General features: G+C 64.3%; 31 protein-coding genes and 1 pseudogene. 4 read left to right on the top strand and 28 right to left on the bottom strand.

What is annotated here, in order from left to right:
• Positions 1 to 80: 80 nt before the first annotated feature.
• Positions 81 to 452 (top strand): hypothetical protein, encoded by a 372-nt coding sequence (locus tag JQC81_RS04235; RefSeq protein ID WP_203270473.1) that lies wholly within the window; start codon positions 81 to 83, stop codon positions 450 to 452.
• A gap of 67 nt (positions 453 to 519) precedes the next feature.
• On the opposite strand, the gene JQC81_RS04240 is transcribed toward JQC81_RS04235, so the two are convergent.
• The 6 genes from JQC81_RS04240 to JQC81_RS04265 form a co-directional block, all read right to left on the bottom strand.
• The gene (locus JQC81_RS04240) at positions 520 to 1,245 is read right to left on the bottom strand and encodes a cytochrome c biogenesis CcdA family protein (protein WP_203270474.1); all 726 of its coding nucleotides are present in this window, start codon (positions 1,243 to 1,245) and stop codon (positions 520 to 522) included.
• A 78-nt stretch (positions 1,246 to 1,323) separates the two neighbouring features.
• Positions 1,324 to 1,986 (bottom strand): DsbA family protein, encoded by a 663-nt coding sequence (locus tag JQC81_RS04245; RefSeq protein WP_203270475.1) that lies wholly within the window; start codon positions 1,984 to 1,986, stop codon positions 1,324 to 1,326.
• Positions 1,979 to 2,455 carry a disulfide bond formation protein B gene (locus JQC81_RS04250; RefSeq protein ID WP_246520225.1) on the bottom strand — a complete coding sequence of 159 codons (477 nt, stop codon included), beginning with the start codon at positions 2,453 to 2,455 and terminating at the stop codon, positions 1,979 to 1,981. Before JQC81_RS04250 ends, JQC81_RS04245 begins: the two co-directional genes overlap by 8 nt.
• A 3-nt stretch (positions 2,456 to 2,458) precedes the next feature.
• Complete coding sequence (locus tag JQC81_RS04255) at positions 2,459 to 3,085, bottom strand: SCO family protein (RefSeq protein ID WP_203270476.1); 627 nt, start codon at positions 3,083 to 3,085, stop codon at positions 2,459 to 2,461.
• A 7-nt stretch (positions 3,086 to 3,092) separates the two neighbouring features.
• Positions 3,093 to 3,596 (bottom strand): copper chaperone PCu(A)C, encoded by a 504-nt coding sequence (locus JQC81_RS04260; RefSeq protein WP_203270477.1) that lies wholly within the window; start codon positions 3,594 to 3,596, stop codon positions 3,093 to 3,095.
• A 217-nt stretch (positions 3,597 to 3,813) separates the two neighbouring features.
• Positions 3,814 to 4,194, bottom strand: coding sequence for a hypothetical protein (locus JQC81_RS04265; RefSeq protein ID WP_203270478.1), 381 nt, complete (start codon positions 4,192 to 4,194; stop codon positions 3,814 to 3,816).
• 223 nt (positions 4,195 to 4,417) lie between these two features.
• Here JQC81_RS04265 and JQC81_RS04270 point away from each other — a divergent pair, with 223 nt between their 5' ends.
• Both JQC81_RS04270 and JQC81_RS04275 read left to right on the top strand, forming a co-directional pair.
• Positions 4,418 to 4,933, top strand: coding sequence for a hypothetical protein (locus tag JQC81_RS04270; RefSeq protein WP_203270479.1), 516 nt, complete (start codon positions 4,418 to 4,420; stop codon positions 4,931 to 4,933).
• 121 nt (positions 4,934 to 5,054) lie between these two features.
• Positions 5,055 to 5,723, top strand: a complete 669-nt coding sequence (locus tag JQC81_RS04275) for a transglutaminase-like cysteine peptidase (protein ID WP_203270480.1) — start codon at positions 5,055 to 5,057, stop codon at positions 5,721 to 5,723.
• Positions 5,724 to 5,769: 46 nt separating this feature from the next.
• Here the strand turns inward: JQC81_RS04275 and JQC81_RS04280 are convergent, their stop codons facing one another.
• The 8 genes from JQC81_RS04280 to JQC81_RS04315 all read right to left on the bottom strand — a co-directional run bounded on the left by JQC81_RS04280 (position 5,770) and on the right by JQC81_RS04315 (position 13,761).
• Positions 5,770 to 6,576, bottom strand: a complete 807-nt coding sequence (locus tag JQC81_RS04280; RefSeq protein ID WP_203270481.1) for a DUF1194 domain-containing protein — start codon at positions 6,574 to 6,576, stop codon at positions 5,770 to 5,772.
• A 273-nt stretch (positions 6,577 to 6,849) separates the two neighbouring features.
• Positions 6,850 to 7,095, bottom strand: coding sequence for a hypothetical protein (locus tag JQC81_RS04285; protein ID WP_203270482.1), 246 nt, complete (start codon positions 7,093 to 7,095; stop codon positions 6,850 to 6,852).
• A complete protein-coding gene (locus tag JQC81_RS04290; RefSeq protein WP_203270483.1) occupies positions 7,092 to 7,856 on the bottom strand; it encodes a Crp/Fnr family transcriptional regulator in 765 nt (254 codons plus the stop codon). Before JQC81_RS04290 ends, JQC81_RS04285 begins: the two co-directional genes overlap by 4 nt.
• A gap of 592 nt (positions 7,857 to 8,448) precedes the next feature.
• The gene (locus JQC81_RS04295) at positions 8,449 to 9,594 is read right to left on the bottom strand and encodes a L,D-transpeptidase family protein (protein WP_203270484.1); all 1,146 of its coding nucleotides are present in this window, start codon (positions 9,592 to 9,594) and stop codon (positions 8,449 to 8,451) included.
• Between the two features lie 235 nt (positions 9,595 to 9,829).
• Positions 9,830 to 10,456, bottom strand: coding sequence for a cation diffusion facilitator family transporter (locus JQC81_RS04300; RefSeq protein WP_203270485.1), 627 nt, complete (start codon positions 10,454 to 10,456; stop codon positions 9,830 to 9,832).
• The gene (lspA, locus tag JQC81_RS04305; RefSeq protein ID WP_203270486.1) at positions 10,453 to 10,965 is read right to left on the bottom strand and encodes a signal peptidase II; all 513 of its coding nucleotides are present in this window, start codon (positions 10,963 to 10,965) and stop codon (positions 10,453 to 10,455) included. The genes JQC81_RS04300 and lspA overlap by 4 nt, the downstream gene beginning before the upstream one ends.
• A complete protein-coding gene (locus JQC81_RS04310) occupies positions 10,962 to 11,636 on the bottom strand; it encodes a class I SAM-dependent methyltransferase (RefSeq protein WP_203270487.1) in 675 nt (224 codons plus the stop codon). Before JQC81_RS04310 ends, lspA begins: the two co-directional genes overlap by 4 nt.
• Positions 11,637 to 11,643: 7 nt before the next feature.
• Positions 11,644 to 13,761 (bottom strand): heavy metal translocating P-type ATPase, encoded by a 2,118-nt coding sequence (locus JQC81_RS04315; protein WP_203270488.1) that lies wholly within the window; start codon positions 13,759 to 13,761, stop codon positions 11,644 to 11,646.
• Between the two features lie 73 nt (positions 13,762 to 13,834).
• Between JQC81_RS04315 and JQC81_RS04320 the strand changes: the two genes are divergently transcribed.
• Entirely contained in the window at positions 13,835 to 14,254 is a 420-nt protein-coding gene (locus tag JQC81_RS04320; protein ID WP_446685723.1) for a MerR family transcriptional regulator, read from the top strand.
• A gap of 8 nt (positions 14,255 to 14,262) precedes the next feature.
• On the opposite strand, the pseudogene JQC81_RS32940 reads toward JQC81_RS04320, so the two are convergent.
• From JQC81_RS32940 to JQC81_RS04385, 14 genes and pseudogenes are all read right to left on the bottom strand, one after another.
• A pseudogene (locus JQC81_RS32940) lies at positions 14,263 to 14,418 on the bottom strand (IS3 family transposase); the annotation flags it as partial.
• A 218-nt stretch (positions 14,419 to 14,636) separates the two neighbouring features.
• Positions 14,637 to 14,912: a hypothetical protein gene (locus JQC81_RS04325; RefSeq protein ID WP_203270490.1), complete on the bottom strand. Its 276-nt coding sequence runs from the start codon at positions 14,910 to 14,912 to the stop codon at positions 14,637 to 14,639.
• Between the two features lie 40 nt (positions 14,913 to 14,952).
• Positions 14,953 to 15,744: a hypothetical protein gene (locus JQC81_RS04330; protein WP_203270491.1), complete on the bottom strand. Its 792-nt coding sequence runs from the start codon at positions 15,742 to 15,744 to the stop codon at positions 14,953 to 14,955.
• A 216-nt stretch (positions 15,745 to 15,960) separates the two neighbouring features.
• Complete coding sequence (locus JQC81_RS04335; RefSeq protein ID WP_203270492.1) at positions 15,961 to 16,374, bottom strand: hypothetical protein; 414 nt, start codon at positions 16,372 to 16,374, stop codon at positions 15,961 to 15,963.
• A gap of 654 nt (positions 16,375 to 17,028) precedes the next feature.
• A complete protein-coding gene (locus JQC81_RS04340; protein ID WP_203270493.1) occupies positions 17,029 to 17,388 on the bottom strand; it encodes a hypothetical protein in 360 nt (119 codons plus the stop codon).
• A 256-nt stretch (positions 17,389 to 17,644) separates the two neighbouring features.
• Positions 17,645 to 18,070: a DUF6634 family protein gene (locus JQC81_RS04345; RefSeq protein WP_203270494.1), complete on the bottom strand. Its 426-nt coding sequence runs from the start codon at positions 18,068 to 18,070 to the stop codon at positions 17,645 to 17,647.
• Positions 18,067 to 18,288, bottom strand: a complete 222-nt coding sequence (locus tag JQC81_RS04350; protein ID WP_203270495.1) for a hypothetical protein — start codon at positions 18,286 to 18,288, stop codon at positions 18,067 to 18,069. Before JQC81_RS04350 ends, JQC81_RS04345 begins: the two co-directional genes overlap by 4 nt.
• 50 nt (positions 18,289 to 18,338) lie before the next feature.
• Positions 18,339 to 18,710, bottom strand: coding sequence for a L5-gp82 domain-containing phage-derived protein (locus tag JQC81_RS04355; RefSeq protein WP_203270496.1), 372 nt, complete (start codon positions 18,708 to 18,710; stop codon positions 18,339 to 18,341).
• The gene (locus JQC81_RS04360) at positions 18,707 to 18,946 is read right to left on the bottom strand and encodes a hypothetical protein (RefSeq protein WP_203270497.1); all 240 of its coding nucleotides are present in this window, start codon (positions 18,944 to 18,946) and stop codon (positions 18,707 to 18,709) included. Before JQC81_RS04360 ends, JQC81_RS04355 begins: the two co-directional genes overlap by 4 nt.
• 12 nt (positions 18,947 to 18,958) lie before the next feature.
• Positions 18,959 to 20,620: an AAA family ATPase gene (locus tag JQC81_RS04365; protein WP_203270498.1), complete on the bottom strand. Its 1,662-nt coding sequence runs from the start codon at positions 20,618 to 20,620 to the stop codon at positions 18,959 to 18,961.
• Positions 20,621 to 20,715: 95 nt separating this feature from the next.
• Positions 20,716 to 21,084: a hypothetical protein gene (locus tag JQC81_RS04370; protein ID WP_203270499.1), complete on the bottom strand. Its 369-nt coding sequence runs from the start codon at positions 21,082 to 21,084 to the stop codon at positions 20,716 to 20,718.
• 62 nt (positions 21,085 to 21,146) lie between these two features.
• Entirely contained in the window at positions 21,147 to 21,998 is an 852-nt protein-coding gene (locus JQC81_RS04375; RefSeq protein WP_203270500.1) for a DNA adenine methylase, read from the bottom strand.
• Positions 21,999 to 22,319: 321 nt separating this feature from the next.
• Positions 22,320 to 22,931, bottom strand: a complete 612-nt coding sequence (locus JQC81_RS04380; RefSeq protein WP_203270501.1) for a hypothetical protein — start codon at positions 22,929 to 22,931, stop codon at positions 22,320 to 22,322.
• Positions 22,932 to 23,053: 122 nt separating this feature from the next.
• Entirely contained in the window at positions 23,054 to 23,398 is a 345-nt protein-coding gene (locus JQC81_RS04385; RefSeq protein WP_203270502.1) for a hypothetical protein, read from the bottom strand.
• Between the last annotated feature and the right edge of the window lie 246 nt (positions 23,399 to 23,644).

The following is a 23,644-nucleotide window of genomic DNA, read 5'->3' on the forward strand; positions in this document are numbered from 1 at the left end:
CTGCCGCTCACCACATTGCGAGTTGCCGGAGTTCGTGAATGGCGCGAACCTGTCCCGGAGCACAGCTGGAGGAACGCACCATGAGGAAGCTTACCCTGGTCATCGCCGCCGCGGCGGGGTTCGCCGCCACCCCGGTCCTCGCTTGCCCGATGCATCAGGCGGCGGCCCAGACCACAGGCTCGACCGCCATGGCCAGCCCCATGATGTGCGGCACGCCGACGACCACCGCGCAGGCCCAGCAACCAGGCATGACCCAGCCCGCGCAGCCGGGCCAGTCCGTGGGCAGCATGTGCCCCTGCTGCCGGAACATGGCGATGATGCAGCCCCAGCCCGGACAGTCCGGCGGCATGCAGAACATGCCGGGAATGCAGAACATGCCCGACATGCAGCAGGGTGCTCCCACAAGTCCGATGGCACCCTCCCCGCCGCCTGAGACGCCCCGGCCCAATTGACCGCTTGGAAACTGGTGATGCCGGACAGGCCCGCCGGCTCGCCGGACGGGGCGGTCGTGACGACCTCTCAGCCCAGCGTGGCAAGAGCCGGGAAGGTCTCCAGAAGCCAATACGACATGTTGGTGATCCAGCCCGTCAGGAAGGCAATGCCGGTCAGCACGAGGAGGCCGCCCATCGTCTTCTCCACCAGCGGGAAGCGTGAGCGCATGCCCTTGAGAAGGGCAATGAAGGGCCTCATGGCGAACGCGGCGAGCAGGAACGGGATGCCAAGGCCTGCGGAGTAGGCGGCGAGCAGCAGGGCCCCTTGGGCGACGCTCTGCTCCGACCCGGCCACCGTCAGGATCGCCGCGAGCACGGGGCCGATGCAGGGCGTCCAGCCGAAGGCGAAGGCGAGCCCCATCGCATAGGCGCCCCAGAGGCCGACTGGCTTGGCGACGCTGAAGCGCGCCTCTCTGTAGAACAGCCCGATGCGGAAGACGCCGAGGAAATGCAGACCCATCACGATGATGGCGATGCCGGCCACCGTGCTCAGGACATCAAGGTATTGGCGGATCACCTGTCCGAGCGCCGAGGCCGTCGCGCCGAGCAGGACGAACACGGTGGAGAAGCCGGCGACGAACATGAGTGCGGCCAGCACCGCCCGCCAGCGGACGGCGCTGTCGCCCGCGTTCAGCCGGTCGAAGGTCGTGCCGGCCAGGAACGACAGGTAGGGCGGCACCAGCGGCAGCACGCAGGGGCTCAGGAAGCTGATGAGACCACCGAGCATGGCGGCCGGGACGGAGACGCTGAGCATCGAACCTTCAATCTATCGTGGGGCCGCCGCACAAAGCCGCGGCGGCCCTCCTTGCGGAGAACGTAGGCATACGGGGGATCATGACCCCTTCCGTGCCTGGTCGACCTCGCGCTGGACCAGGTCGCGGAGCTGCTGCGGCCCGAAACTGGTCAGCGGCTTGCCGTTGACGAAGAAGGTCGGCGTCTGCTGCACGTTGTTGGCCTTCACGTCCGCGATGTCCTGCTCCAGGACACGGGTGATCTCGGGCGAGGAGGCCTCGCCCTGGGCGCGCTGCACCTGGAGGCCGGCGACCTTGGCGTAGCCCCAGGCCTTGTCGAGATCGGGCGCGCCGTGGGCGGCCCATTCCGGCTGGGTGGCCATCAGAGCTTCGAGAACCGGCTCGAACCGTCCCTGGGCGCGCGCCGTCTCCAGGATCCGGACCGCGGTGTCGGCCCCCTTGTGAAAGGGGGTGTACCGCAGGACCAGGCGCACGTCCTTCGGGAAGTCCGCCATGATCTGCTTGACGATGGGATAGAAGGCCCGGCAGGCCTCGCACATCGGATCGAAGAACTCCACGATGGTGACCGGGGCCTCCGGTGGGCCGATGATCGGCGAGTGCGGCCGGACCAGGGTGCCGTTGGCGGCGGTGGCCGCGGAAGCAGGCTCGGCGCCCTTGCCGGAGCGGTCATACAGGAAGGCACCACCGGCGAAGGCGGCGACCACGATCAGGGCGGTCAGGATGACAAGGAGGCGCTTAGACATTGGATTTCTTTCGACTGGCAGGAATGAGAAGAACGGCGATGGCGGTGAAGGCCGCGAGCGACAGGTAGGGGAGCGGCAGGCCAAGAACGGTCATGTCGGCGCTGGAGCAGGACGGCCCCTGTCCGCAGGGCTTGATCGCCTCGGGGATGATCCCGGCGTAGAGCAGCGAGTGGAAGGCGGCGATGAGCCACCCGAGCCCTGCGATAGGCAAGCCGTAGCGCCAGATGCCGGTATCCTCGCGGAAGGTCGCCACGGCCAGGATGACGGCAAGCGGGAACATAAAGACCCGCTGGTGCCAACATAGGTTACAGGGCGTCTGCCCCATGACCTCCCCGATGAACAGGGCTCCGGCGGTCGCGGCGAGCGCGATGATCCAGGCGGCGAACAGGTACGCCCACGCGTGACGGCCTGAGGTTGTGAGCAGCCCATCGGGCATGGTCACGTGACGGGTGGTGGCGGTTTGGCTCATGTCCTATCCCCGGATCGCCCGTTTGAGTTTCGCGAGCGCCGTTGCCTTGTCTTCGTGGTAGTCGATCAGGCTGACGAACCCACCCTGTGCATCGGTCACGATCACCGACGCCGAGTGTTCCATCGTGTAGCTGCCGCCCTCGGTCGGGACCTTGCGGTAGGCGACGCGGAAGGCCTTCGCCGCCGCGGTCACTTCCTCCGGCGTGCCGGTGAGCGCGACGATCCGAGGGTCGAAGCTTTCCATGTAGGTTTTCAGCAGCTCGGGCGTGTCCCGCTCCGGGTCGACCGTGACGAAGACGACGTTGAGGCGGTCGGCGTCGGGGCCGAGCTGCTTGAGGTGCTGGCTCATCTCGAACAGCGTGGTCGGGCACACCTCCGGGCAGTGGGTAAAGCCGAAGAAGTACACCGTCGGCTTGCCCTTGAAGGTGTCCTGCGTGACGCGCTCGCCGCGGTGGTTGACCAGCGAGAACGGACCGCCGACGGCGGGCACACCGGTCGTCGTGACCACGGGCTCGCGCCCGGGGATGAGCCTCTCCCCACGATACCAGTGCAGGCCGAGGACGCCCATCTGGACCAGCAGGACGGCGACGAGCGCCCATGCGGCCCAGCGAAGGATCCTGAGTGGTGACATGGTGTCCTCAGTGGTTCTGGTGGGCGTTGGCCGCGGCGGGGGCTGCCTGCGCGCCGATCCCGCCGACCTGGTATTCGATTTTGAGCACGCCGGCCTTCTCGAACACGAGCATGCCCTTCACCGTCTCACCCGGCTTCAGTCCCTGCCGCAGGTTGACGAGCATGGCGTGCAGGGTGCCCGGCTTCAGTTCGACCGTCTGGCCGGGGCCGATCTCCAGGCCCCCGGTGACGGGCTCCATGCGCGCGACGCCGTCGACGACCGTGGAGCGGTGCACCTCGAAGCGTTCGGCGACGACCGTGGAGCCGCCGACCAGGCGGTCAGGCTCGGATCCGCTGTTCGTGATCCGCATGTAGCCGCTGGCGACCTTCGCCCCGCCGGGCGTGGCGCGGGACCATGGCGCCTCGACCACGATGGCGCCGGCGCGATAGGTTTCAGGGGCCTGAGCCAGCGCCGACGGCAGGCTGCCGATGGCCAGGGCGGACAGAAGAGCGGGAAGGAATTGTCTTTTCATCAGGGTGTCTTTCCCCCGCAGGCGGGGTGCAATCATCAAATCTGCAGTTGGGGTTCCGAGCCATCCCGGTGTTCCGCAAAGGAGCACGGACAGGAGGGTGTGCGCGGAGTGACGGCTTTATCGGATGATCCCAAGGTCAACGGCGGCCAGGACCCAGCGGGCCGGCCTCGGCGCGGCGATGGCCGCGCGGCTTCCGGCGCATGCGCCGGCGGGATTCTCAGGCTTGCGGAGGGCGCGCAGGCGGGGCTTGGGCCAGCGTCTCCAGAGCGGCGTCGTTTCCGGGCGCCGCTGTCTGTGCAGGGCTGGACCAACGCAGCACGGCGCTGGCGGTCAACACACCTTCGACGATCTTCGCATGGCAGAAGGCCGCGAGCGGGCAGGCCTTCGAGCCTTCGGGCATCGACGGCTCTGTCGGCATGCAGCACGGCACCTCGGCCATCCCCATGCCATCGGCTGCGGAGGCCGGATCCATCCTGGCGTCAGCCGCCATGGGCGCGATCATCCCGGCGGCCACCGCGGGAGCGGCGAGCGGGGCAAGCACGAGTGCAAGGGCCGCGAGGAGCGGCAGCAGACGTGTGATGGCGAGCCATGGCTTCATGGCGCGAACCTCTCACACGAATCCCTGGTTGGGAAGCACGGCGTTCTCACGAGCCTGTGACAAATGGCGAGGCAAATCGAAGCCCCAGACCTTGGCTTCGCCAGCCCGCCGGCATCGATTGCGATTGCATGGGGAGAACAGGCACCAGACCGGACGGCCTCGGTCTCGTGCCATGAGCCTGCCATGGTGCTCGGGCTGGATGCCGGCAACCTTCGGAGAGACCATGCGACTGGCCCTTGGCTTATTCCTCACCGCGTTCGCTTCTGCCTCCCAGGCAACAGCCGGGCCGTTCGAGGCTCCGCCGCAGCGGTATGCGGAAGCCGTCAACGCGGCGCTGCACCAGGCCGGCACCGATCTCCGCCTCCGGCAGACCTCCTGTGAGGCCGGCACGCGCTGCCGCTTCGCCGCGCGCCTGGTCGACGTCGACGTCACGGGTCCGGCGGACCGTCCCGGCACTGAGCGCATCCTGATCGCAGCGATCTTTCGCCAAGGTGACGACGAGGCGGCGACAAGGCTCATCGACGACACCCTGACCGTGCTCGGGGCGACCATGGTCGCCTACGATCCCGGGATGGCGGTGGAGCGCCGGGGTGAGGCGTTGCTGGAGCTGGGTGATGCCGCGCTTGGCGTGGGCGAGGCGCATCTCGACAGCGCTGACGTTCATTACGCCCTGAGGTTCGATGACGTCAGCGGCCGTCTGGAGATCACCGCCGCGACATTGCGCGCAGGCCACGGCTGAAGAAAGGACGGAACGAACCCGGGTGCGACCTGTTAACCCTTGTTTAACTTTCGCCTTGAGATCGCCCGATCCGCCGTGCCAGGTTTGATGAACAAATCATTAACGGCACATCGGTGGGGCAATGCGGCAACCTCTCTTCGGGCTTCTGAGCGTTCGGCCTTTTACGAGGACCCTCATTCGTCTCGGCGCCGCTGCCTTGGCCTTCACCGCAGTCGCAACCGCAGCGCAGGCGCAGACCCAGACCGGAAGCATCCTGCCAGGCGTGTCCCAGCCGGTTGCCAAGGTCGGCAATGCCAAGCCGATCCTGGGTTGGATCCGCTTCTGCGAGCAGAACCCGGCGGAATGCGCGGTCGATCCGTCCGAGCCCGCCGCTGTCGATCTCACGGCCAAGGCCTGGCAGACCCTCAACCGGATCAACCAGCAGGTGAACGCTGACATCAAGGCGAAGACCGACAAGGACCACTGGGGCGTCGAGGACATCTGGGACTTCGCCGAGGACGGCTACGGCGACTGCGAGGACTACCAGCTGGTCAAGCGCAAGCGGCTGGTCGAGGCGGGCTTCCCGCGCCGGACGCTGCGCATGACCGTCGTCATCGACGAGGAAGGTGCGGGACATGCGGTCATGATGGTGCGCACGAACCGCGGCGACTTCATCCTCGACAACAAGCGCAACGCCATCCTGCCGTGGCACAAGACCGGCTACACCTACATTAAGCGCGAAGGCGACGAAGGCACGGCCTGGGCCTCGCTCGGCGGCCGGACCTCGCCGACCATGACGGCGAACCAGTAGCTCCAGACGTGGATCGGGTGAATTCCCGTAGCCGGCGACATGGCCTCTAAGGGCTTCCCTCGCCTTCCCATGCCTCCTCTTCCTTGCGGCGCTTCTCGCCTGTGAGGCAGTCGGCCTGGGCTCCGGCGTGAAGGACCAGCGGTGACGGGCCAGGGCCGGCGATTTCGCGCAGGACCTTTGTCTTGATGACGGACGGGAACTGATCGGCCTGGCGGAGCGGGATCATGAACGCGCCGGCTCCTCCGATGACGCAGTCCGCGTAGTATCGGTCCAGGTCACCGAACTCCCAGGCGCTCACCAACCCCGGAACCTGGATTGGCAGTCCATTGATCGTGATGCCCTCGGCCACGGCCTGATCGCGCACGTGTCTGACCTTGGGACCATCGTTGTTCGGGCCGTCCCCCGAGATGTCGATCACCCGCCGCGCCGGCCTGTCCGCGAGATCCGCGAAAAGCCTCATGCTGAAGCCGATCACGCCGGAGATCGAGGTCAGGCCCGCCTGCCGGATCGGCTGGCGCTTGAGCTCGGACGCAAAGGTCCGCGCCGCGTCCGGCCCATCGATCACGGTCCACGGCACGAGAACGGTCTGCTCATCGGCTCCTGACCATTCGACGTAAGTGACGGCGATGCGGCCGAGGGCTCCCCTTGTGATGGCCTTGTGGACCGGCGGGGATCGGAAGGCCTCAATGAAACCCGAGCGCTGAAGCGACTGCTCGGCCGGCGCCATCGAGGACGACACGTCCACGGCGAGCACGAGGGCAAGGTCGAGTGTCGTCTCGGAGGCGGCGACTGCGCCACCCCAGAGGCAAGCCAAGGTTAGACCCAGGCACGCACCGAGACGTCGCCGTGGCATGACAGCCTCCCTGTGGGATGCTCGTTCGAGCTGTCATGCCATGGACATGGGGCCAATGAATGTCGGCCACGGTTCAACTCACGAAATCACCTGCCCTTCGCGAACGTCTGGTGTTCGCGGCTTGAGCCGACATTCGGGTTACATCCGGGATGTGCCATTTTGAGACCTTCCTGGTGTCGAGACCGCTGCGTCCTATACCCGTCAATGACTTACGGCAAAAATTTCGCAGAAAGCCGTTTTGAGAATTGAAGCATCATACTCGTGCGGAAGCCACTACTGTCCGCTTGCGAGGCGCTGACCGATCCAAGCCTGGGCTGCGTCCAGATCGGCAAAGGTCGGCTGGTTGATCCCATCCAACCGGCCAAAGCCTGCCTCCAGGTACCACTGCCCCGGAGCAACCTCGTTCTCGTCCGAGATGTGGGTCAACACCGCCAGAAGCCGCTGCTCCTCGTCGAGGACCAGCATGCCTTCCTCGTCGAAGCCGGTCGCGACGCGGATCGGCTGAAGGGTAAAGCTCATGCGACGGCCTGGTCGATCTCCAGGTGCAGGTAGGTGGAGTCGAACTCTCCTACGTGCTTCAACCGGTCCCAGTCAGGAATGTTCAGCCGCTCGCCTTTCAGTTCAATGAGACCATCAGCCCGCATCTGCTGGAAAACGCGGTTGATGTGAACCGGCGTGATGCCGAGCGCATCGGCGAACTCGACCTGGGTGATCGGCAGGTCGCAGGCATGACCCTCGACCAGGCCAACAGCTCTGAGACGCACCAGGAACTCGCACAGCACATGGGCCATGCGGCTGTAGGCTTCGCGCCGTCCGATGTTGATCACCCACTCCCGGAAGATGGCCCCCTCAATCAGGGTTTCACGCCAGAAGGCGGCGGCAATGCGCGGGAAGCGGGTGCAGAGATCACGCAGGTCGTCATGGGTGATGAATCCCAGCCGGCACTGGGTGAGGGTGCCGATGCTGACGTCCAGAACCTTCAGGTGCAGGCTCTGCAAATCGGGAATGTCACCGGGGATGCCGAAAGCCACGATCTGGCGCTTGCCGCCTGCGGTGATCTTGTAGGTAGCGGTAAAGCCACCGAGGATCAGGCAGGAGCGGGAGGGACGGTCGCCCTCGCGCACGATGTCCTGATGGTCCCTGAGAACAGCAAGCTGCATCGGCAGGGTCTCAAGCGCCCGCCGCTCGTCATCGGTGAGCGTGAAAATGCTCTCCAGCTTGCGGATCATCGGATTGTAATCGGGATCGAAGGAAGCTTGGGGATGGAAAGAAGCATGCATGTGCCACTCCTCCTGTTGCAGGCGGGAGCGCACGTCTCTCTCAGTCATCAGCGCCCAAGATCAGTGGCTGATAATAATATTCTTATAGCACAATAATTAACATCCGTTCTTAATCTAAGTTATTACCGCCAAAAAACATTGTGCTGATATTGTGTTCATGTAAGCAAAGCTGAATTCATCTTTGTTCTTCCTGAGAAGAGCGATGCCACGGGTCGATTTCGACGTGTGCAAGGAAACGAGCTTCGGACAAAAAAGAAGCGCTCAACCTGGGGCGAGCGCTTCAGGAGCCGGAACCGTAGGGGCAAAGAAGGTCCGGGAGGAACCCTACTCAAACCAGAGTTGATCCTTCTCGGCCCTAACATGGGTTGAGCGTAGCTGACTTATCCTGACGCCTCGCACGTGGAAACCGGTCCGAAAATTGCGCGTCAGCCCCTTTTTGGAACCGGATAGCGTGTCGTGCCAGCGCATTCGATTGAACCCCTCCGCACTCAAGTAGGCTGCGTCCTTCTTGGCGGATGTGCCTCTTGGCCACCATACGCGCAAGCCGAACCTAGCGCTGAGGTGGGGCGCTCCCGTCACCGCCCAGCAGTCCCTACCCGCCGAACAGGCCCCGGAAACGCTCAAGGACGGAGCCTCCGCCGCTTCCCGTCTGGTCTGCCGGCGTAGGTGCGGCGGCTGCCGGGGCTGCCTGCGTGACGGGAGCGCCAGGGGGAATGCGGCCTCCTTGTGGCCTTTGCGAGGAGTAGGCGAGCGTCGTTGATGCGGCCTGCCGCGGCTTCCCGTTGGCAGCGAGGACGACCTCCTGTGGCCCGGCGGCCAGCGCCTCAGGACGGCTGACGTCCCCGAGGCGCTTGCGGGCGTTGGCGTCGACCGCAAGCGAGCCGCCCTGCCCTGGATCGCCGTACAAGGCCTGCCGGAAACTCTCGTGCTGCCCGCCGTCGGCGTAGACCAGCTTGACGGGCTGCACGCCATTGGCCGCCAACGCACCCACCTGCCGGTCGTCGCTCTGCCGCTTCTGTGCGACCGCCACCATGACCGAGGCGTCCCCACTGAAGGCATACTGCCCGCTGGCCACGGAAACCTGCGGCTCCTGCTTGGCGAGCTCGAAGTAGTCGGAGCCCTCCTTGAGGTTCCGCCAGAAGGCGATGTTCGGGTCCAGGCGGTGCTTGGCCAAGTTCTCCGCCGTCATGCGGAACGGATAGGACTGGAACTGGAAGCCACGCTGACCGCTTGCGAAGGCCTCGCGGGCGAGGGCATAGACCTCCGAGATCGCCTCGTCGGTCATGGCGAAGCACCCCTGCGACGAGCACGAGCCGTGCACCATCAGGTGCGACCCCGTCCGGCCATGGGCGCGGTCGTACTCATTCGGGTAGCCGAGATTGAACGAGAGGTAGAGCTGCGAGTTCGGGTTCATCTGCGCCGGGGTGACCGTGTAGAAGCCTTCTGGGGCCTGGCGGTCGCCCTCGCGGATCTTCGGCCCGAGCTGGCCCGACCAGCGGCACATCGGGTAGGTCTTGAGGAGCGCATACCGGCCGTCGCGGCCCCGCTTCCAGACCTCGATCTCCGATTCCTTCTTGTAGGAGCGCATCAGGATCGGGTCGTTCTTCGACATGCCCTTCGTTTCCATCAGCGCCATGGTGGCGGCGGGGATCGGCGCCAGGTGGCGCGTGGACATGTCCTGGCCCTGGCAGGCGGCGAGCGCGAGCACGAGGCCCGCAACCAATGCAATACGCTTCATCGTGGGAATTCCCGCATTCTGTGCGCCCAGGGTTGATCCCGGACGGTTCCCCATTCTTCTAAGGGATTGGCTTTAACGCTGTCTTGCCGCAGGCACAGGAACCGGCGGAAGCCTGCCAACCGGCATGAAAGGTTGCCTTCAAGTCCGGCAGGATTGAGGCGTCCGGCTTCCGCTCACCCGCGATCCACAGGATGCCTGAGGCCTCCTCTGACGCCTTGCCCGAACGATGCAGCGGTCAGGCCGAGGCTTGGGCGGTTCTGAGGTCGCGACGGGCATCCTTGATGATGACCCAGGACGACTGGAGGAACAGCCCTGCGATGACGACGGCAACAACAAGGTCAGGCCACGGCGTCGCGGTCCAGGCGACGAGGCCGGCGGCAATGATCACCGCCACGTTGCCGATGGCATCGTTCCGGCTGAACAGCCACACCGCCCTGACGTTGGCGTCCCCGCTCCGATGCGGCAGCAGGACCCAGGCCGAGGCGACGTTGACCACGAGCGCGATCACCCCGAACAGGCCCATGATCTCGGCCTCGGGCTGCTGCAGCACGAAAACCCGGTACGCGGAGGTGACAAGGATGCCGAGGCCGAGGAGCCCGAGGAAGACGCCTTGGAGAAGCGCGGACCGTGCCCGCCAGACCAAGCTCCACCCAATGGCGATCAGGCCGAGCAGCGTGATCGTTCCGTCGCCGAGGAAGTCGAGGGCGTCCGCCTTCAGGGCCTGTGATCCGGAGACGAACCCGGCCACGATCTCGGCGAGCCCATAGCCGACGTTGAGCACCACGACGGTCCACAGGGCCCGCCGGTAGGCTGGGGTGACGTGGGAGTAATCCTGGATCTTGTCGTCATCGTCGTCACTCATCCGGAGCGCCTTTCATGCACGGCCGTTTCGGGACGGACCGCCGGTCCGCGGGACTTCAGGAGGGCGTCGATCACGAGCAGGCCGACGCCTGCGGAGATGAAGATGTCGGCGACGTTGAACGTGAAAAGCCGCCAGGCCATGGGATGGAGGTCGAGGAAATCGGTCACGGCCCCATCCGCCGCCCGGTCGATCAGGTTCCCCAGCGCGCCTCCGGCGATCAAGCCATACCCGGTGCGCTCGCCCGGATCCGGAGCCCGCAACGCGAACCAGGTCACGAAGGCGGTCGCCAGCGCCTGCACGATGAGCAGGATCGTGACCCCAGTGTCGGTATCCGCCGAGAACATGCTGAAGCTGACGCCGCGGTTGAATGCCAGCGAGAGGCTCAGGAAAGGGACAAGGGGCTCTGCCGCGTCGGCCAGATGCATGGAGGCGAGGAGCTTGGTCCCAAGGTCGACGGCGGCCGTGAGCGCGATCAGGCCAAGAACGATGACAACCGGTCGGGCACTCATGGCGCGTCGCCTCCAAATGGCTTCGTGCCGTGCAGGAAGGCCAGGTTTCCGAAGATCGTCCTGCGGCGATACACCTCGCGGACGTCCTCGAACCCCGCCTGCCGCATCAGCACGGGCAGGAGGCCCTGGAGGTTGTCGCGCGTGTTCGGGAAGCCGTCGAAGACCTGCACGGAGACATAGGCCAGCCGCATCAGGAGGTTGTCCGGGGTGGCCCAGTCCGCGATCACGATGCGGCCTCCCGGGCGCAGGACTCTGAAGGCCTCCGTGAACGCGGCCCGCTTGGTGGGCTGCTCCAGGTGGTGGAGAACGAGGCTTGATACGACCGCGGTCGCGGACCCGCTGTCCAGCGGCAGGGCATCCGCGAAAGCCTGCACGAACCTGATGTCGAGGTTTCCTTCGGCGGCCTTGGCCCTGGCACGGCCCAGCATCGCCGGGTCCGGATCAATCCCGATAACAGTGGTCTGGGGAGAAGCCGCCTTCAGCAGCAACCCCAGCGTGCCCGTGCCGCATCCAAGATCGACGATGACGTCGCCGGGCTTTGGCGCAATGGTGGCGACAAGCTGGGCCTTCCAGACATCCTCGGCCAGGAACCGGGCGATCAGGCCGTCGTAGAACCCGGTCAGGCTATGGAGGCCGAGCGCAGGCACGAATGGGCGTGGGGTGGCCTTCATGACACCCTCACGCATTGCCACGGAAGCCGAGCAGACGCATGGCGTTCGCGGTCACCAGAACCGTCGCGCCGGTGTCGGCCAGGATCGCCGGCCAAAGCCCGGTGATGCCGATGATGGTGGTGACCAGGAACACCACCTTGAGCCCGAGAGCCACGACGATGTTCTGGCGGATGTTGCCCATCGTGGCCTTGGAGAGCGCGATCATGCGGGCGATGTCGAGCACGCGTCCATGCAACACGGCGGCGTCCGCCGTCTCCAGCGCCACGTCGGTGCCGCCGCCCATGGCGATGCCGACATCTGCCGCGGCCAGAGCCGGAGCGTCATTGATGCCGTCGCCGACCTTGGCGACGACCTGCCCCTGGGCCTTGAGCTCGTTGACGATGCGAAGCTTGTCCTGCGGCAGCAGGTCGGCCCGCGGCTCCACGCCCAAGGTATGGGCGATGGCCGCCGCCGTCTTGGCGTTGTCACCGGTGAGCATGATCGGCTTGATCCCGCGCGCCTTGAGCGCCTGCAGGCCGGCGGTGGCGTCCTCGCGGGGCTCGTCCCGCACCGCGATCAGCCCGACGGGCGTGTCGTTCACAAGGAGAACGGACACGGTCTTGCCCTCCTCCTGCAGGGCGCTGATGCGGGCCTCAGCCTCGGCCGGGAGAGGTGTGATGTCGGCAGCCGCCTTGGGCGAGCCCAGATACAGGCCGCGCCGGCGGAACCGACCCTTCACGCCCTTACCGCCGAGCGCCATGACACCGACGGCGGGGGCGACCTCGATGCCCTCGGCCTGCGCCCGCGCCACGATGGCCTTCGCGATGGGGTGGGAGGACGTCGCGTCCAGGGCGGCCGCATCCTCCAGGACATCGCGCTCGGGGCCCTGCAACACAATGACGTCGGTCACCTTGGGACGACCTTCGGTGAGGGTGCCGGTCTTGTCGAGGGCAACCGCGGTGACCTTGCCGAGGATTTCCAGCACCGCGCCACCCTTGATCAGGAGCCCGCGGCGAGCACCGGCCGCCAAGCCCGCCGCGATGGCGGCGGGGGTCGAGATCACGAGGGCGCACGGGCAGCCGATCAGCAGCACGGCCAGCCCCTTGTAGACCCACTCGCCCCAGGGCTCGCCCCCCACCAGCGGCGGCAGGATGGCCACAAGGGCGCCGACGACAAGCACGGCGGGGGTGTAGTAGCGCGAGAAGCGGTCGATAAAGCGCTCGGTCGGGGCCTTGGCCTCCTGCGCCTCCTCGACCAAACGGACCACGCGGGCGATGGTGTTGTCCTGCGCCTCCGCGGTCACCCGCACGCTCAGGCTGCCATCCGTGTTGATGGTGCCGGCGAAGACGGTCTCGCCCTCGCCCTTGCGCTTGGGCGTGCTCTCGCCCGTCACCGGAGCCTCGTCGATGGCGCTTTCGCCCGAGACGATCACGCCGTCGGCCGGCACCCGGTCGCCGGGACGGACCGCGATCACGTCGCCCACCGCGAGGGTCTCGGCCTGGACCTCCTCCAGGGTTCCGTTGCGCTCGATGAACGCTGTCTTGGGCACCAGGCTGGTCAGGGACCGGATGCTGGCGCGCGCCCTGCCGGCGGCGACGCCCTCCAACAGCTCGCCCACGAGGAATAGCAGCACCACGATGGCGGCTTCCTCGGTCTCACCGATGATCACAGCGCCGATGGCGGCGATGCTCATCAGGGTCTCGATGGTGAAGGGTGCACCCGCCATGGCGGCGGAAACCGCACGGCGGGCAATCGGCACCAGGCCAATGGCCATGGCGGCGGTGTAGAGCCAAGCCTCATAGCCAGGCAGGACCATGGCCAGCAGCCATGCGGCCGCGAGGCCAAGGCCTGAGAGGATCGTCAGCCGTCCCTTGGCGGAGCGCCACCAAGACCCGTCCTCGGCCTCATGGTCATGATGATGCCGCGCCTCCTCGCTGATGGGCGAGATGCCATAGCCGAGGTCGCGGACCACCCTCTCGACCTGCTCGCCCGTGCCGGCTTCCGCCACCCGCAGGCGCAGGGTCTCGGTCGTGGTGGTGATGTTGATGTCGGAGACACCGGGCACGCGGGCGAGCGCGGTCTCGATTTTGCGGGCGCAACTGCCGCAATCCATGCCTTCGACGCGGTAACGCAAGCGGTCGGTCATTGCCAGAAATCCAGTTTGATCCTATCTGGCGGGTACGCTACAACCTCTAGCGGTTAGAGGTTCAAGAGGTTTTTTGATGTCCCTCACGATTGGCGAGCTCTCTCGGCAAACTGCGGTGAAGATTCCTACGATACGTTATTACGAGCAGATCGGTTTATTGGCTGAGGCCATTCGTACCGAGGGCCAGCAACGCCGCTACGCCCCCGGAGATGTCCGCCGGCTTAATTTCATCCGCCACGCCCGGGAGCTCGGCTTCGAGATTGAGGCCATCCGCCAACTCCTGAGCCTCGCAAACCACCCGGACCGCTCCTGCGGCGACGCCCATGCGATCACCAAGGCTCATCTTGATGAGGTGAAGGATAAGATCGCCCGCCTCATGGCCCTGCGCGACGAACTCGAGAGCATGGTCGCATGCGACAACGGGCAAGTGGCCGAATGCCGGATCATTGAGGTCCTGGCCGATCATGGCCAATGCCTGCATGAGACCCATTGATCGCGCATACGGCGGTACAGCTCGGCGATGCTGTCCTCACCCCGCAGGCCCTCAAGCACGATCCGGATCTACTCTTCCGCCGAGTAGTGCTTGCGGGTGGCCCGGCGGATCTCCTTGACTGCTTTTTTGGCCAGCTCCTTAGCCGACCCTGGTTTCTGTCTCATCCTCTCTTTCTCAGAGGTTACGATGAATCAGAACCTCTCCTTTCCTCAACTCACCCGATCTGTCGCATAGGTGTTGAAGGGGCCGGAAACCTAGACTTGCTAAGGCCGAGGTTGCTCTCCACTACACAGAAGCAACTCGGTTCGGATTACTGCCAAAATGGCGCGCTTCTGGGTTCGCATGATTACAGCGAGAGGGACAGAAAGCACTGCGGGCTCACTTAGAGGCGCTTTTCTGCTTCCGCCCTGTTGTATTGTGCTACAGCCCAGAGCTCTTCCTGCAGTGCACGGGCTTGGGTGACTTCCTCAGCATTTCCCTGAAGAATATTGCTGCTCAGGCGTGATCGATTTCCGTCAGCCCGGGCCGCCATGTTGCGATGCCACTTGAGCCAGTCCTTATTTGTGACAGGCGCGTCACCGTTAGGCATCGTGGGCGTCTTGACCTCATCGAGAAATGCGAGAGCTGCACGGATGGCATCGTTGGGTGTATCCCACATCGTATTACCCCTCTTCTTTCGACTGCATGAGTTCAGGTGTTCAAACTAGACTATCGAGCGCGGCAGCATCTTCGTCCGACATAGCCTCCGGCGGTGGCACTCTGGGTCGCACCAAGCCGCGGTATGTCGCGCGCTGGCACTCGCAGGCGAGGAGCGTCTGCCATAGCTCCTGCTTCGCCTTATCCCAATCGTGGTGTGCCACCACGAGGATGCCAGATGCTTCGTGCAGCGCTTGGGGTGGAGTAAACCAGGGGGCAATGAAATCCGCAAATCTCTCATCGAGCACTGTCTCGGGATCCTCCTGAAGGATCTTGTCGATATACCGCCTGATGTCACCCGCGATCTTCACCGCGTGTTTCTTCGCGAATGTTGCCGCCCGCTTGCGCTCGGTTTGCAGCTTGCGGTTCATGATTGCCTGCTCACCGTCAGGCAGACCTCGGATCTGTCGAGCTTGTCCCCGATGAATGTCCCACCGCATTTCGCGGTCGACGAGGCGCCAGGCGCGGGTGCCATGACAGGTGGTTGCCTCCACCAAGAGATTGAGGCGAAGTCCCCACCCTATCAGGTTGCCGGCCCGGCGGTGGTTGAACTCATTCGGTTTCTCAGGAGAGCCTCCTCGTGTCTGGGCGAGCATGTCGACATATCGCTCAACCAGTTCATCGAGAGCTATGTGCTCAAGAGTTCCAAATAGCGCAATGAGATCCCGGTTGACGGACCATTTCCAGCATCGCCCGGCAGCGAACGCGCAAGCTTGAATGGCACGGGTAAGGACGTGCTCGGGTGGAGCGCTGAAGTAGCTGTAGGTTCCAGAGGAATTACGGTACATAGCCATAGCGAATTCTCAGTGATGTCCTGAAGTCAGCCCACGCCGAGAAGAGGGGCTTTGCCGGTTGGGAAGGAGGTTTCAGAACGAGGGCGATGTTGATTGAATGCGAATACAGCGACCAATGGCGCGCTAACACATTAACGTCGCCACGCCGACCAGGCACGGAGCTGGACCCCAGAATGGGCTACGCCGCTGTTGTTTGATGCCGGCATCCCGAGGCGGTCACCCGCAATTCTCGGCCTCTTCGATGATGCGCATGTGCTCGTCATACTCGGCCTGCGCCACTTCGACCGTCCCTCGCCTCTCATCGGAGAAGAGCCAGCATGACCACTGCTGATCACGCCAGAAGAAGACCAGGCAATACCCATCGCAAGACGTCACCTTGACTTCGCGCATCATCAGTTGCTCCCATGTGGACACTCCATCGGTCACGGGATCCGGGTAGCCATGAATACCTTCGGCGTGCAGGATCCACTCATATGGATAGACCTCTTCAATGGTCCACCGCTTGTGACGGAAGTCCTTGAAAGCGAGATTGAAGCGACTTGCTCCGATGAGGCTCTCCATCTCCATCTGGGAGCGGAAGTAGTTGTCGATGATTGTGCGGCAATGCTTCGTGTCGACTGGGTCTGACATGTTTGGATCTCCATTTTGCATGGCTTAGGAGAACCGCAGTGCACTAACTTTGTCTAAGGATTCGGCGGTCGACAGTTAATGGGAAAGGCGCTTTCTTAAGGAGTCGTAGCTCCATGGTTAAGTATTTCCTTCTCGGAGCATATTTCGACTCGGGACGCAGGATATCTCAAGTTACTGACATGCTGATGCATGAACCACGCTGGAAGCGGCGAACTACGCCGCAATCCAACCATGCTACGTAGGTAACATGTCCATTGTCATGTTTTCAGCGAATAGAATTCGTCCCCCCGTTACTCCTATTATTTGTAACTTTTTCCCGAGTGGACACATCCACGCACCAACGATGGCCTCACCTGCGGACGTGTCCGCACGCTCGATTACTACGAAGCACTGCTTAGCCGAGGTATCCAACGGCGAGAGATCTTAGGTACCATATCTTGCCGCTTCACAAGGTGACGCGGAGCGGCGTTTCCAGCGTCGGGAACCAAGTAGGTAGATCATGAACTGGGCTCCTGTGCCTCAATTGGAAGCGACGAGGCAACACAACAGACAACAGGCTGTAAGCTGACGATGCCATGGCGCGCTTGCATCAATCGTCCGACATGATCATCGACGTGTTGAGCCATCCTTTGAGCCTACGAAAGATTGTTCGACCTAATCTCCCGTACCGAGGTGGTACTCACCGGACGGACACACCAAGGTGCCAAACACAATGCTTGACTGATTGACGTAGAAACCATCCAGGCGATCTAGCTTGCCCCGGATGCCGCTCTCGGACTTGCTCGCCCTCCCCTTCGCCTTCTGCGTCAACCATGCGCCGGTGCTGGGATCATGCAGCGTGCATGATCCCTCGACGGTCCAGGCCTTGCCCGCCCGCTTGAAGGTCAGCGTCGCGTTGTAGGACAAGCCTTCACGGACCTCCTGAACACTCAAGCTCCAAACCGGCCAGCCTGGCCCGTCCCATGCCTGAGCGGACACAGTCGATAACAAGAGCGTGAGAACAGCGAGACGCATGCAGATTTCCTTTGTGCCTTTCCATGTCTGCCCGACGTGGGACGCACGTCTGCCCGACGTCCGCTAGGTCACCAGAAAACCGTTGCAGCGAAGGCGCTTGCGGTGATGGCGAGCGAGAGGACGGCGAGCGCCAGTGCGGCGTCTCGGGCGAGACTTGGATTGTCGATTCTCTTTCAGTGGACATGGCGGCCTTCGAGCGGGGCGCCATGGACCATGAAGCGGACATGTCCACTGGCAACGCGGACGTGTCCGCAGGTCAGGGCTGGGACGTGTCGTCGGTTGGCGTCGGCTCGGCAGCCGGGAGATCGGGGCATTCGGCCCTGCCGTCGCCCAGGTCCGCCGTCCATGGAAGGGGCTTCACGCCGGGGCCAGGTCCGAGGACCTCGTCCACGATCTGCTCGATGCTCCTGTGCTCGTAGCGGCGACCGAGCCTGTAGTAGCGATTTCGCGTCCGGATCCACGAGAGATCGTCGGCGACCCGCAGAACTTCGCTCGTGCAGATCGTCGCGTTGCCGTGACGTGGATCGGCGGTCACCCGACCCACGATGCATATGACACCCCGGCGTCTCGTTGGATACCACTGGTCGATAGTGGATGCGATGGACAAGTCGATGTCCGTGGGCTCCTGGCTCGCCACGAACTTGTCCCACTCCTCCGGGGAGAGACGGGAATTTTCAGTCATGTGTTGCCTCCGTTGAGCGGCGCTCCGAGCCGGTAGCCGCCGTGGTATGAAATCGCCCAGCCCTCGGCCTCGTCGTATGCCTGGATGACGCCCGTGGTTATCCGCGCGCCGTCCTTGAAGCGGGGGTCGGCACCGCCGTGGAGAACGCCGCGCACGTGCCAGTCTTCGCCATCGACGAGGACCTCGTAGTCCTCAATGATCGGGGCCTTCTGCATCATGCGTTCGGGCGGCCTCCAACCGGGGGCCAGCGGGTATCTTGATCGGCGCGTCATGATGCAGTCTCCATCTGCGTCTGGTCGGATACAAAGGCCCACGCCGTCCCGTCGGCCAGGAACGACACGAGGTTGGCCTCGAAGATCGGTAGGAACCCTGGGCGGATCGTGAAGGCTCCCACATGCCAGGGCGAGTAGCCGATCTGCAGGAAGGCCTCGTCAATGCGCGGTGGCTCAATCAGACGACCCTGGATCCAGGCATGCACGTTGCGCTGGCGACGGACCACGCACCGTTGGCGCTCGGCCTCGCGCACAACCATGCGGCAGCCGGCCAAGGCCAACGTCGGCAGGTGGTCGACAACCCGCTTGTCCACGCGCAGGCTCCAGCGCTGACGGCGCTGGTGCCAATACACATCCGTCCGTGTCACAAGTGCCTCCTGTGCGACTTGAGACATTGCATAACGTGCCAGGCCTCCAACACCTGGGTCGCCGTCGAGGCCTTGTGTTCGATGATGCCCCACAAGGTCTCGACGAGGGTGTCCAAGCGGTCCTGGCCGAGGCTCTCAAAGAAAGCCTGGGCGGCTTGTTGCGGGCGCTCGTCGTGCTCCCGAAAACCGGCCCCGAGGTTCAAGGCGGCCACGATTGTGGTCGAGAGATCGTGCATCCCTGACCCCCATCAGTGACGGGAAGCGAAAGTCGCACGGCTTGCGACGAGGACCTCGACCAACCGGCGGAGGCGCCGCATGCTGCCGCCCTTCCACTGCTTGGCCAAGAGATCCAGATCGCCGCCCGAGAGGTCGGGCATCCAGATCTCGTCGACGTCATTCTCAGCCCTCATGTCGGCGACCATGGTCTTTGCGATGGTGGGCAGGTGCTCAGGCCTCGGCTTCGGGATCCGCAGCACGCGCAGGCGGTCGAGCAGCGGGCCTGAGACCCTGTGCAACTCGTTTGCGGTGAAGAGGAACGGCATGCAGCTCAGGTCGAGCGGCATCTCTAAAAACGGGTCGATGATCCGCGCTGCGCTCTCGCGCTCCAGGAACGGAACGAGAGCATCCTGACCATTGCCATTGTGCGTGGACGTCCCAGCCTTGTCTGCCTCGTCAAAGATCAAGCACGGGTTCGGGCACTCGAAATGCGCTGCGGCTTGTGCTGCGCTTGACATGCGAGCACTGCTCCATTGGGCGTTGGTTCCTGACACAGCCCCATCGGCCTGACCGGCCATCGAATGCAGCAGGTACCGCAGTCCGACAATCTCGCAGAGCCGCCTGGCGTACCGGGTCTTCCCGAGGCCAGGGTGGCCAAGGAGCAGTGAGTTCCGGATCCAAGCATATCCCCGCTGATTGGCCACGACGGTGTCCTGCGCAAAGGCCTCGTTGGCTTCCTCAGCGTACGGGAACTCGGCGTCCAGAGCTTGGTAGACTTCGTCGGCAGGCCTGGGCGGATCGAACGGGAGGACTCTGCCCGCGAGGTGGCCGACCTTCGCCTTCTGCGCCGCCATCGCGGACACACGCCGGGATTCAGCTTCGGTCTGGTACGCCTCGAACGCCGGGAAGACGACCTTCCCCTTCGACGCCGGCTCTTCGAATGGGATATCCCCGTCGCCGAGCTCCGGCTCCGGCAGGGCCTGGAAGACGTCGAGCTGGACCGAGCCCTCAGGATTGTCCATGAGCTTCTTGAGAGCCGTGCCGACCGCCGCGCTGATCCGGCTCTTTTGCTCGTCCGTCGGCGTCCCCCGGGCGGTCAGGAAATCCGCAGCGAGACCGCCCAGCCGCGCAGCCTGGGCGATGCCGTCAGCGTGCGCCCGCTCCCTATTCACGGTGCCCCGGACCATGGCGGCGGCTACTGCGGTGCCGAGGTATTCGACCTGCGCGACCTCGCCAGGGCTGTCCATGGCGAGATCGAATGCCAGCGCCGCGACGCACTTGGCGGCTTCCCTGTGGCCGAGGAGCCAAGCGTAATACATGCATCGCATATACACATCGAGGATCTGTCGGACGATCTTCGGCGTTCGCCCGGTTAGCGCCGGCCCCAGCATAAGGGCCTTGGCCGCGTTGGCGGCGGTATAGGCGGCCTTGGCGGTGAACTCATCGTGGAATTCTTCGAGCGCATCGACGAGCGCGCGTGCCTCCTCGCCGACCCCTTGCATGAGCGGCAGGTATTCACGCAGCCATTCGTGGCCGTCGTCGAGCAGGGACTGGCGATAGAGCGGGCCGCCGCGCAGGAGCTCCGTCGTCGACAGGAGATAGCCGGCAAGTGTGAGGCGGTCGTGCTTCGTGCGGAAGATTTCATCGCGCATGCGCGCGACCCGGTTGTCCCGGGTGTTGGTGTCGTCGGTCATGTGCAGTCCTCTGATCGAGCGGGCAGTCCCGCCTCGTCATGTCGATGCGCATACTATACGTCGAAATAGTTAACAACGCGTTAAGGATCGTTAACTCAGTCCTTTGAGCCTGTGGATTCCTTCTCGGGCTTCACCCGGGCCGCTTCATCCCGCAGATGACCCGCGATGGCGTGAGGCGAGAGACCGTCGGCCAGTGCCTGGTCGACGAGGACGCGCAAGGTCTTGACGTAGCCACTCCGGTCCACCCGGCAGCGCACCGTTATCAAGTCTTTGAGGACTCCTTCCGGAATGGTCGCCTCCCCCGCCGCCCATCTCTGGGCTGTCCTCGTGCTGACCCCGGCGTGCTGCGCCAGCCTATAAATCCAGCCCTCCCCGAATGCCTCTCGGCCCAGGGTGCGGAGAGCCTGGACGTCTTCTTCGGGGATGACGGCGTAGCGCGGGCGTTGGGGTTTCTGTTCGCTCATGCTGTCAGGAATGCGACGGCACGTGAGAAAAAGAAAGCCCCGGCTTTGGGTCAGGGCTTCTCTCAGAGGTCGAGAAGGCTGAGCTGCCTTCGCCCTTGGTCCAGGGCCTCGGCTCCGCGCGGCGAGATCCAAAGAACCTCCTCGCGCGCGTTTCGCGCATGGTCCTGGGCCTCACGGGTCAGACGTCTCCAGCCGGTCAAGGCCTCATCATACAAATGATGTCCATAGCCGGAGAGGACGACCATCCCTTTCACGGACAGTATGCAGTCGAGCAGCTCTCGGTGGGCTGCATCATCCATCTCGTGCGCGTAGCCCCGGGTCGGCGCCTTGCGGGTGCTGTGGACGTAGGGCGGATCAATGTAAAAAAGCGCATTCGGGCGGTCGTGGCGCCGGATCGTCTTGACCGCATCGTCTCTCTCGATGAGCACACGCTGCAGCCGCTTCGACATGGCGGCAATGGCCTCGGGGTAGGTAGCCCAGTCGAAGGCCGGGATTTTCCGACCCTCGCCGGAGTAGCGGCGGAACCCGGTCCCCGTCCCCACCTTCCGGACGTCCGGCGAGACCTGCATCGCGTGCCGGACAACCAGCCGTCGGGCTCGTTCAACGGGGCGGTCCTCGGTCATGGGCTCGCAGGCGCACCGGAACTCGGCATCGCTAAACGGGGTCAGGGAACAGACCATCATCAGCTGCGCGGCCAGGGCCGGATCGCGAACAACCGCGTATAGGTTTAGGAGCTCGTCATCCAGATCGCCGAGGATTTCGATCTTCGAGCGCGGCTTGCGCATGAGCACGCTGGCCGAGCCGCCGAATGGCTCGCAGTAGAGATCGTGCGGCGGTAGGTGTGAGATGACCCAAGGAGCGAGCCGCCACTTGGATCCCATCCAGCGAAGTAGGGGTCGGGTGGGTGCGGTCATGAATTTTCCTCAGTGCCAGAGTGCCGGTCCTGCGCAGCTGCGCACATTGCGTAAAGCGTGAACGACAGCGCTTCGCACTCTTTGGCGCGAAGCTGATAGTCGGACACTTGCCTTTCCAGCATCTCCGCGAGCACACCCCACACCCATAACGGGACTGTGCGTTCGCCTGAGGCCCACCTTTGAACCAGACGGGGGTCCAGGCTATTGCGCTCGCCGAGCGGATGGCGGGGGCCCAGGAGACGGGCTAGAGGCCGCTGCCACTCGGGACCAAGAAGCAGTTGGCCCGCGCGGGCCAGAGGCTCATTGTTCATGTCGGTTCTTTCAGCGCTTAGGTTCAAAGTACTTGCGCGCAGCCGCTGTGGCAGCGTTGAACGCAGTGATCGCCTCACTCACAGGCCCAGGCAGCATCTGCCCGTCCTGGTAGCCCGTCTCCTCCACCGCGGCCTTGAGGCCAGCTCGGGCCGCCTCGATGCCCGCTAACTTCTTGCGGTAGTTGCGGGCGTGGGCGGAGATGCGGTCGACGCGGGTGAAATCATTCAGCAGGTCGCGCCGGTCGATCCACCACGTTGCGTGTGCCACCCGGTCGTACAGGAGATCGCGGTCTTCGTCCGACAATCCGGCAGTGAGCTTCATGCGCAGCTCGGCGGCCCACTGCCTCTGCTTCGAGGTTCCCTTCAGGCCGACTTGGGAGATCCCGCGCTCCGCATTCTTGATGCGGGTCTTGGCCGCTTTCTGGGCACCTTCGGAGCGGTTCTCCGCCTTAATGCTCTCCAAGGCCTGATCGTAGAGACCGATCACCTCGGAGGAGTCCGGGGCGAAGCCGAACAGGTGCGGGTGCTGGTCGTCGGCGATGTCGCGCATTCGCACGAAGACCGGATTGGCGTTCTCACGGTCAAGCCAGTTGTCAAGCTTGGGGCTGGTCGCTTTGATCATCGAGGTTTCCCTTCGGTTGTGGGCAGTCACTGCCGTCCCTGTCGTCAAGCGCCGTGCAGCCCTTTGCCTGGAGCGCCGTGGCACCCCGGGGAAGGGCCGGCCCGGAGGCCGGCCTAGGAGGCTCACTCCTGCTCGGGCTCGAAGTAGCTGTCCATCTGGGCGGTGGCCACATAGGCGACCTTCTTCCAGCTCTCGACGAGGGCGATGGCCTCGTTGTCCTGGCCGTCGCGGAGCTTGTCGTCGTCCACGAAGTCGGCCGGGATCTCGTAGACGTGGTAGCCCTCCTCAGAGGCAGTCGAGGCGTGCATCCCGGGCTGGTCCTCGTACATGCGGGACTCGCCGCCGATCATGTTGTCGAGGCGGGCGCAGGCGGCGACCGGGTCGCAGGCCTCGGTCACGCCCCACAGGTAGCCGGAGCAGTTGTCGATCAGGGCGTAGCGGGTGCTGGTGGCGGTGTTCATGGTCATACCGAGGTTCCCCTGCGGTTATGGGCGGTCCGTGTCGCCGTCCCATGTCCGCCAATGTACGGACAGATTGACCAAGGTCAATAGCTTGTCCGTAAATTGGTGGACAACTGGCGCGTCTGGATCGCTCCAGGACTTCATTTCACCTTTGCGTTGCCGCCCTTGCTACCGGTCTGATGTCATTGCTTGCGCTATGATCTCCTCAACGATCTTCCCGGCAGCCGAGGCCGCCTCGGTCGAGCGACGATC

This window comes from Microvirga arabica, from assembly GCF_016811235.1.
GTDB lineage: Bacteria > Pseudomonadota > Alphaproteobacteria > Rhizobiales > Beijerinckiaceae > Microvirga > Microvirga arabica.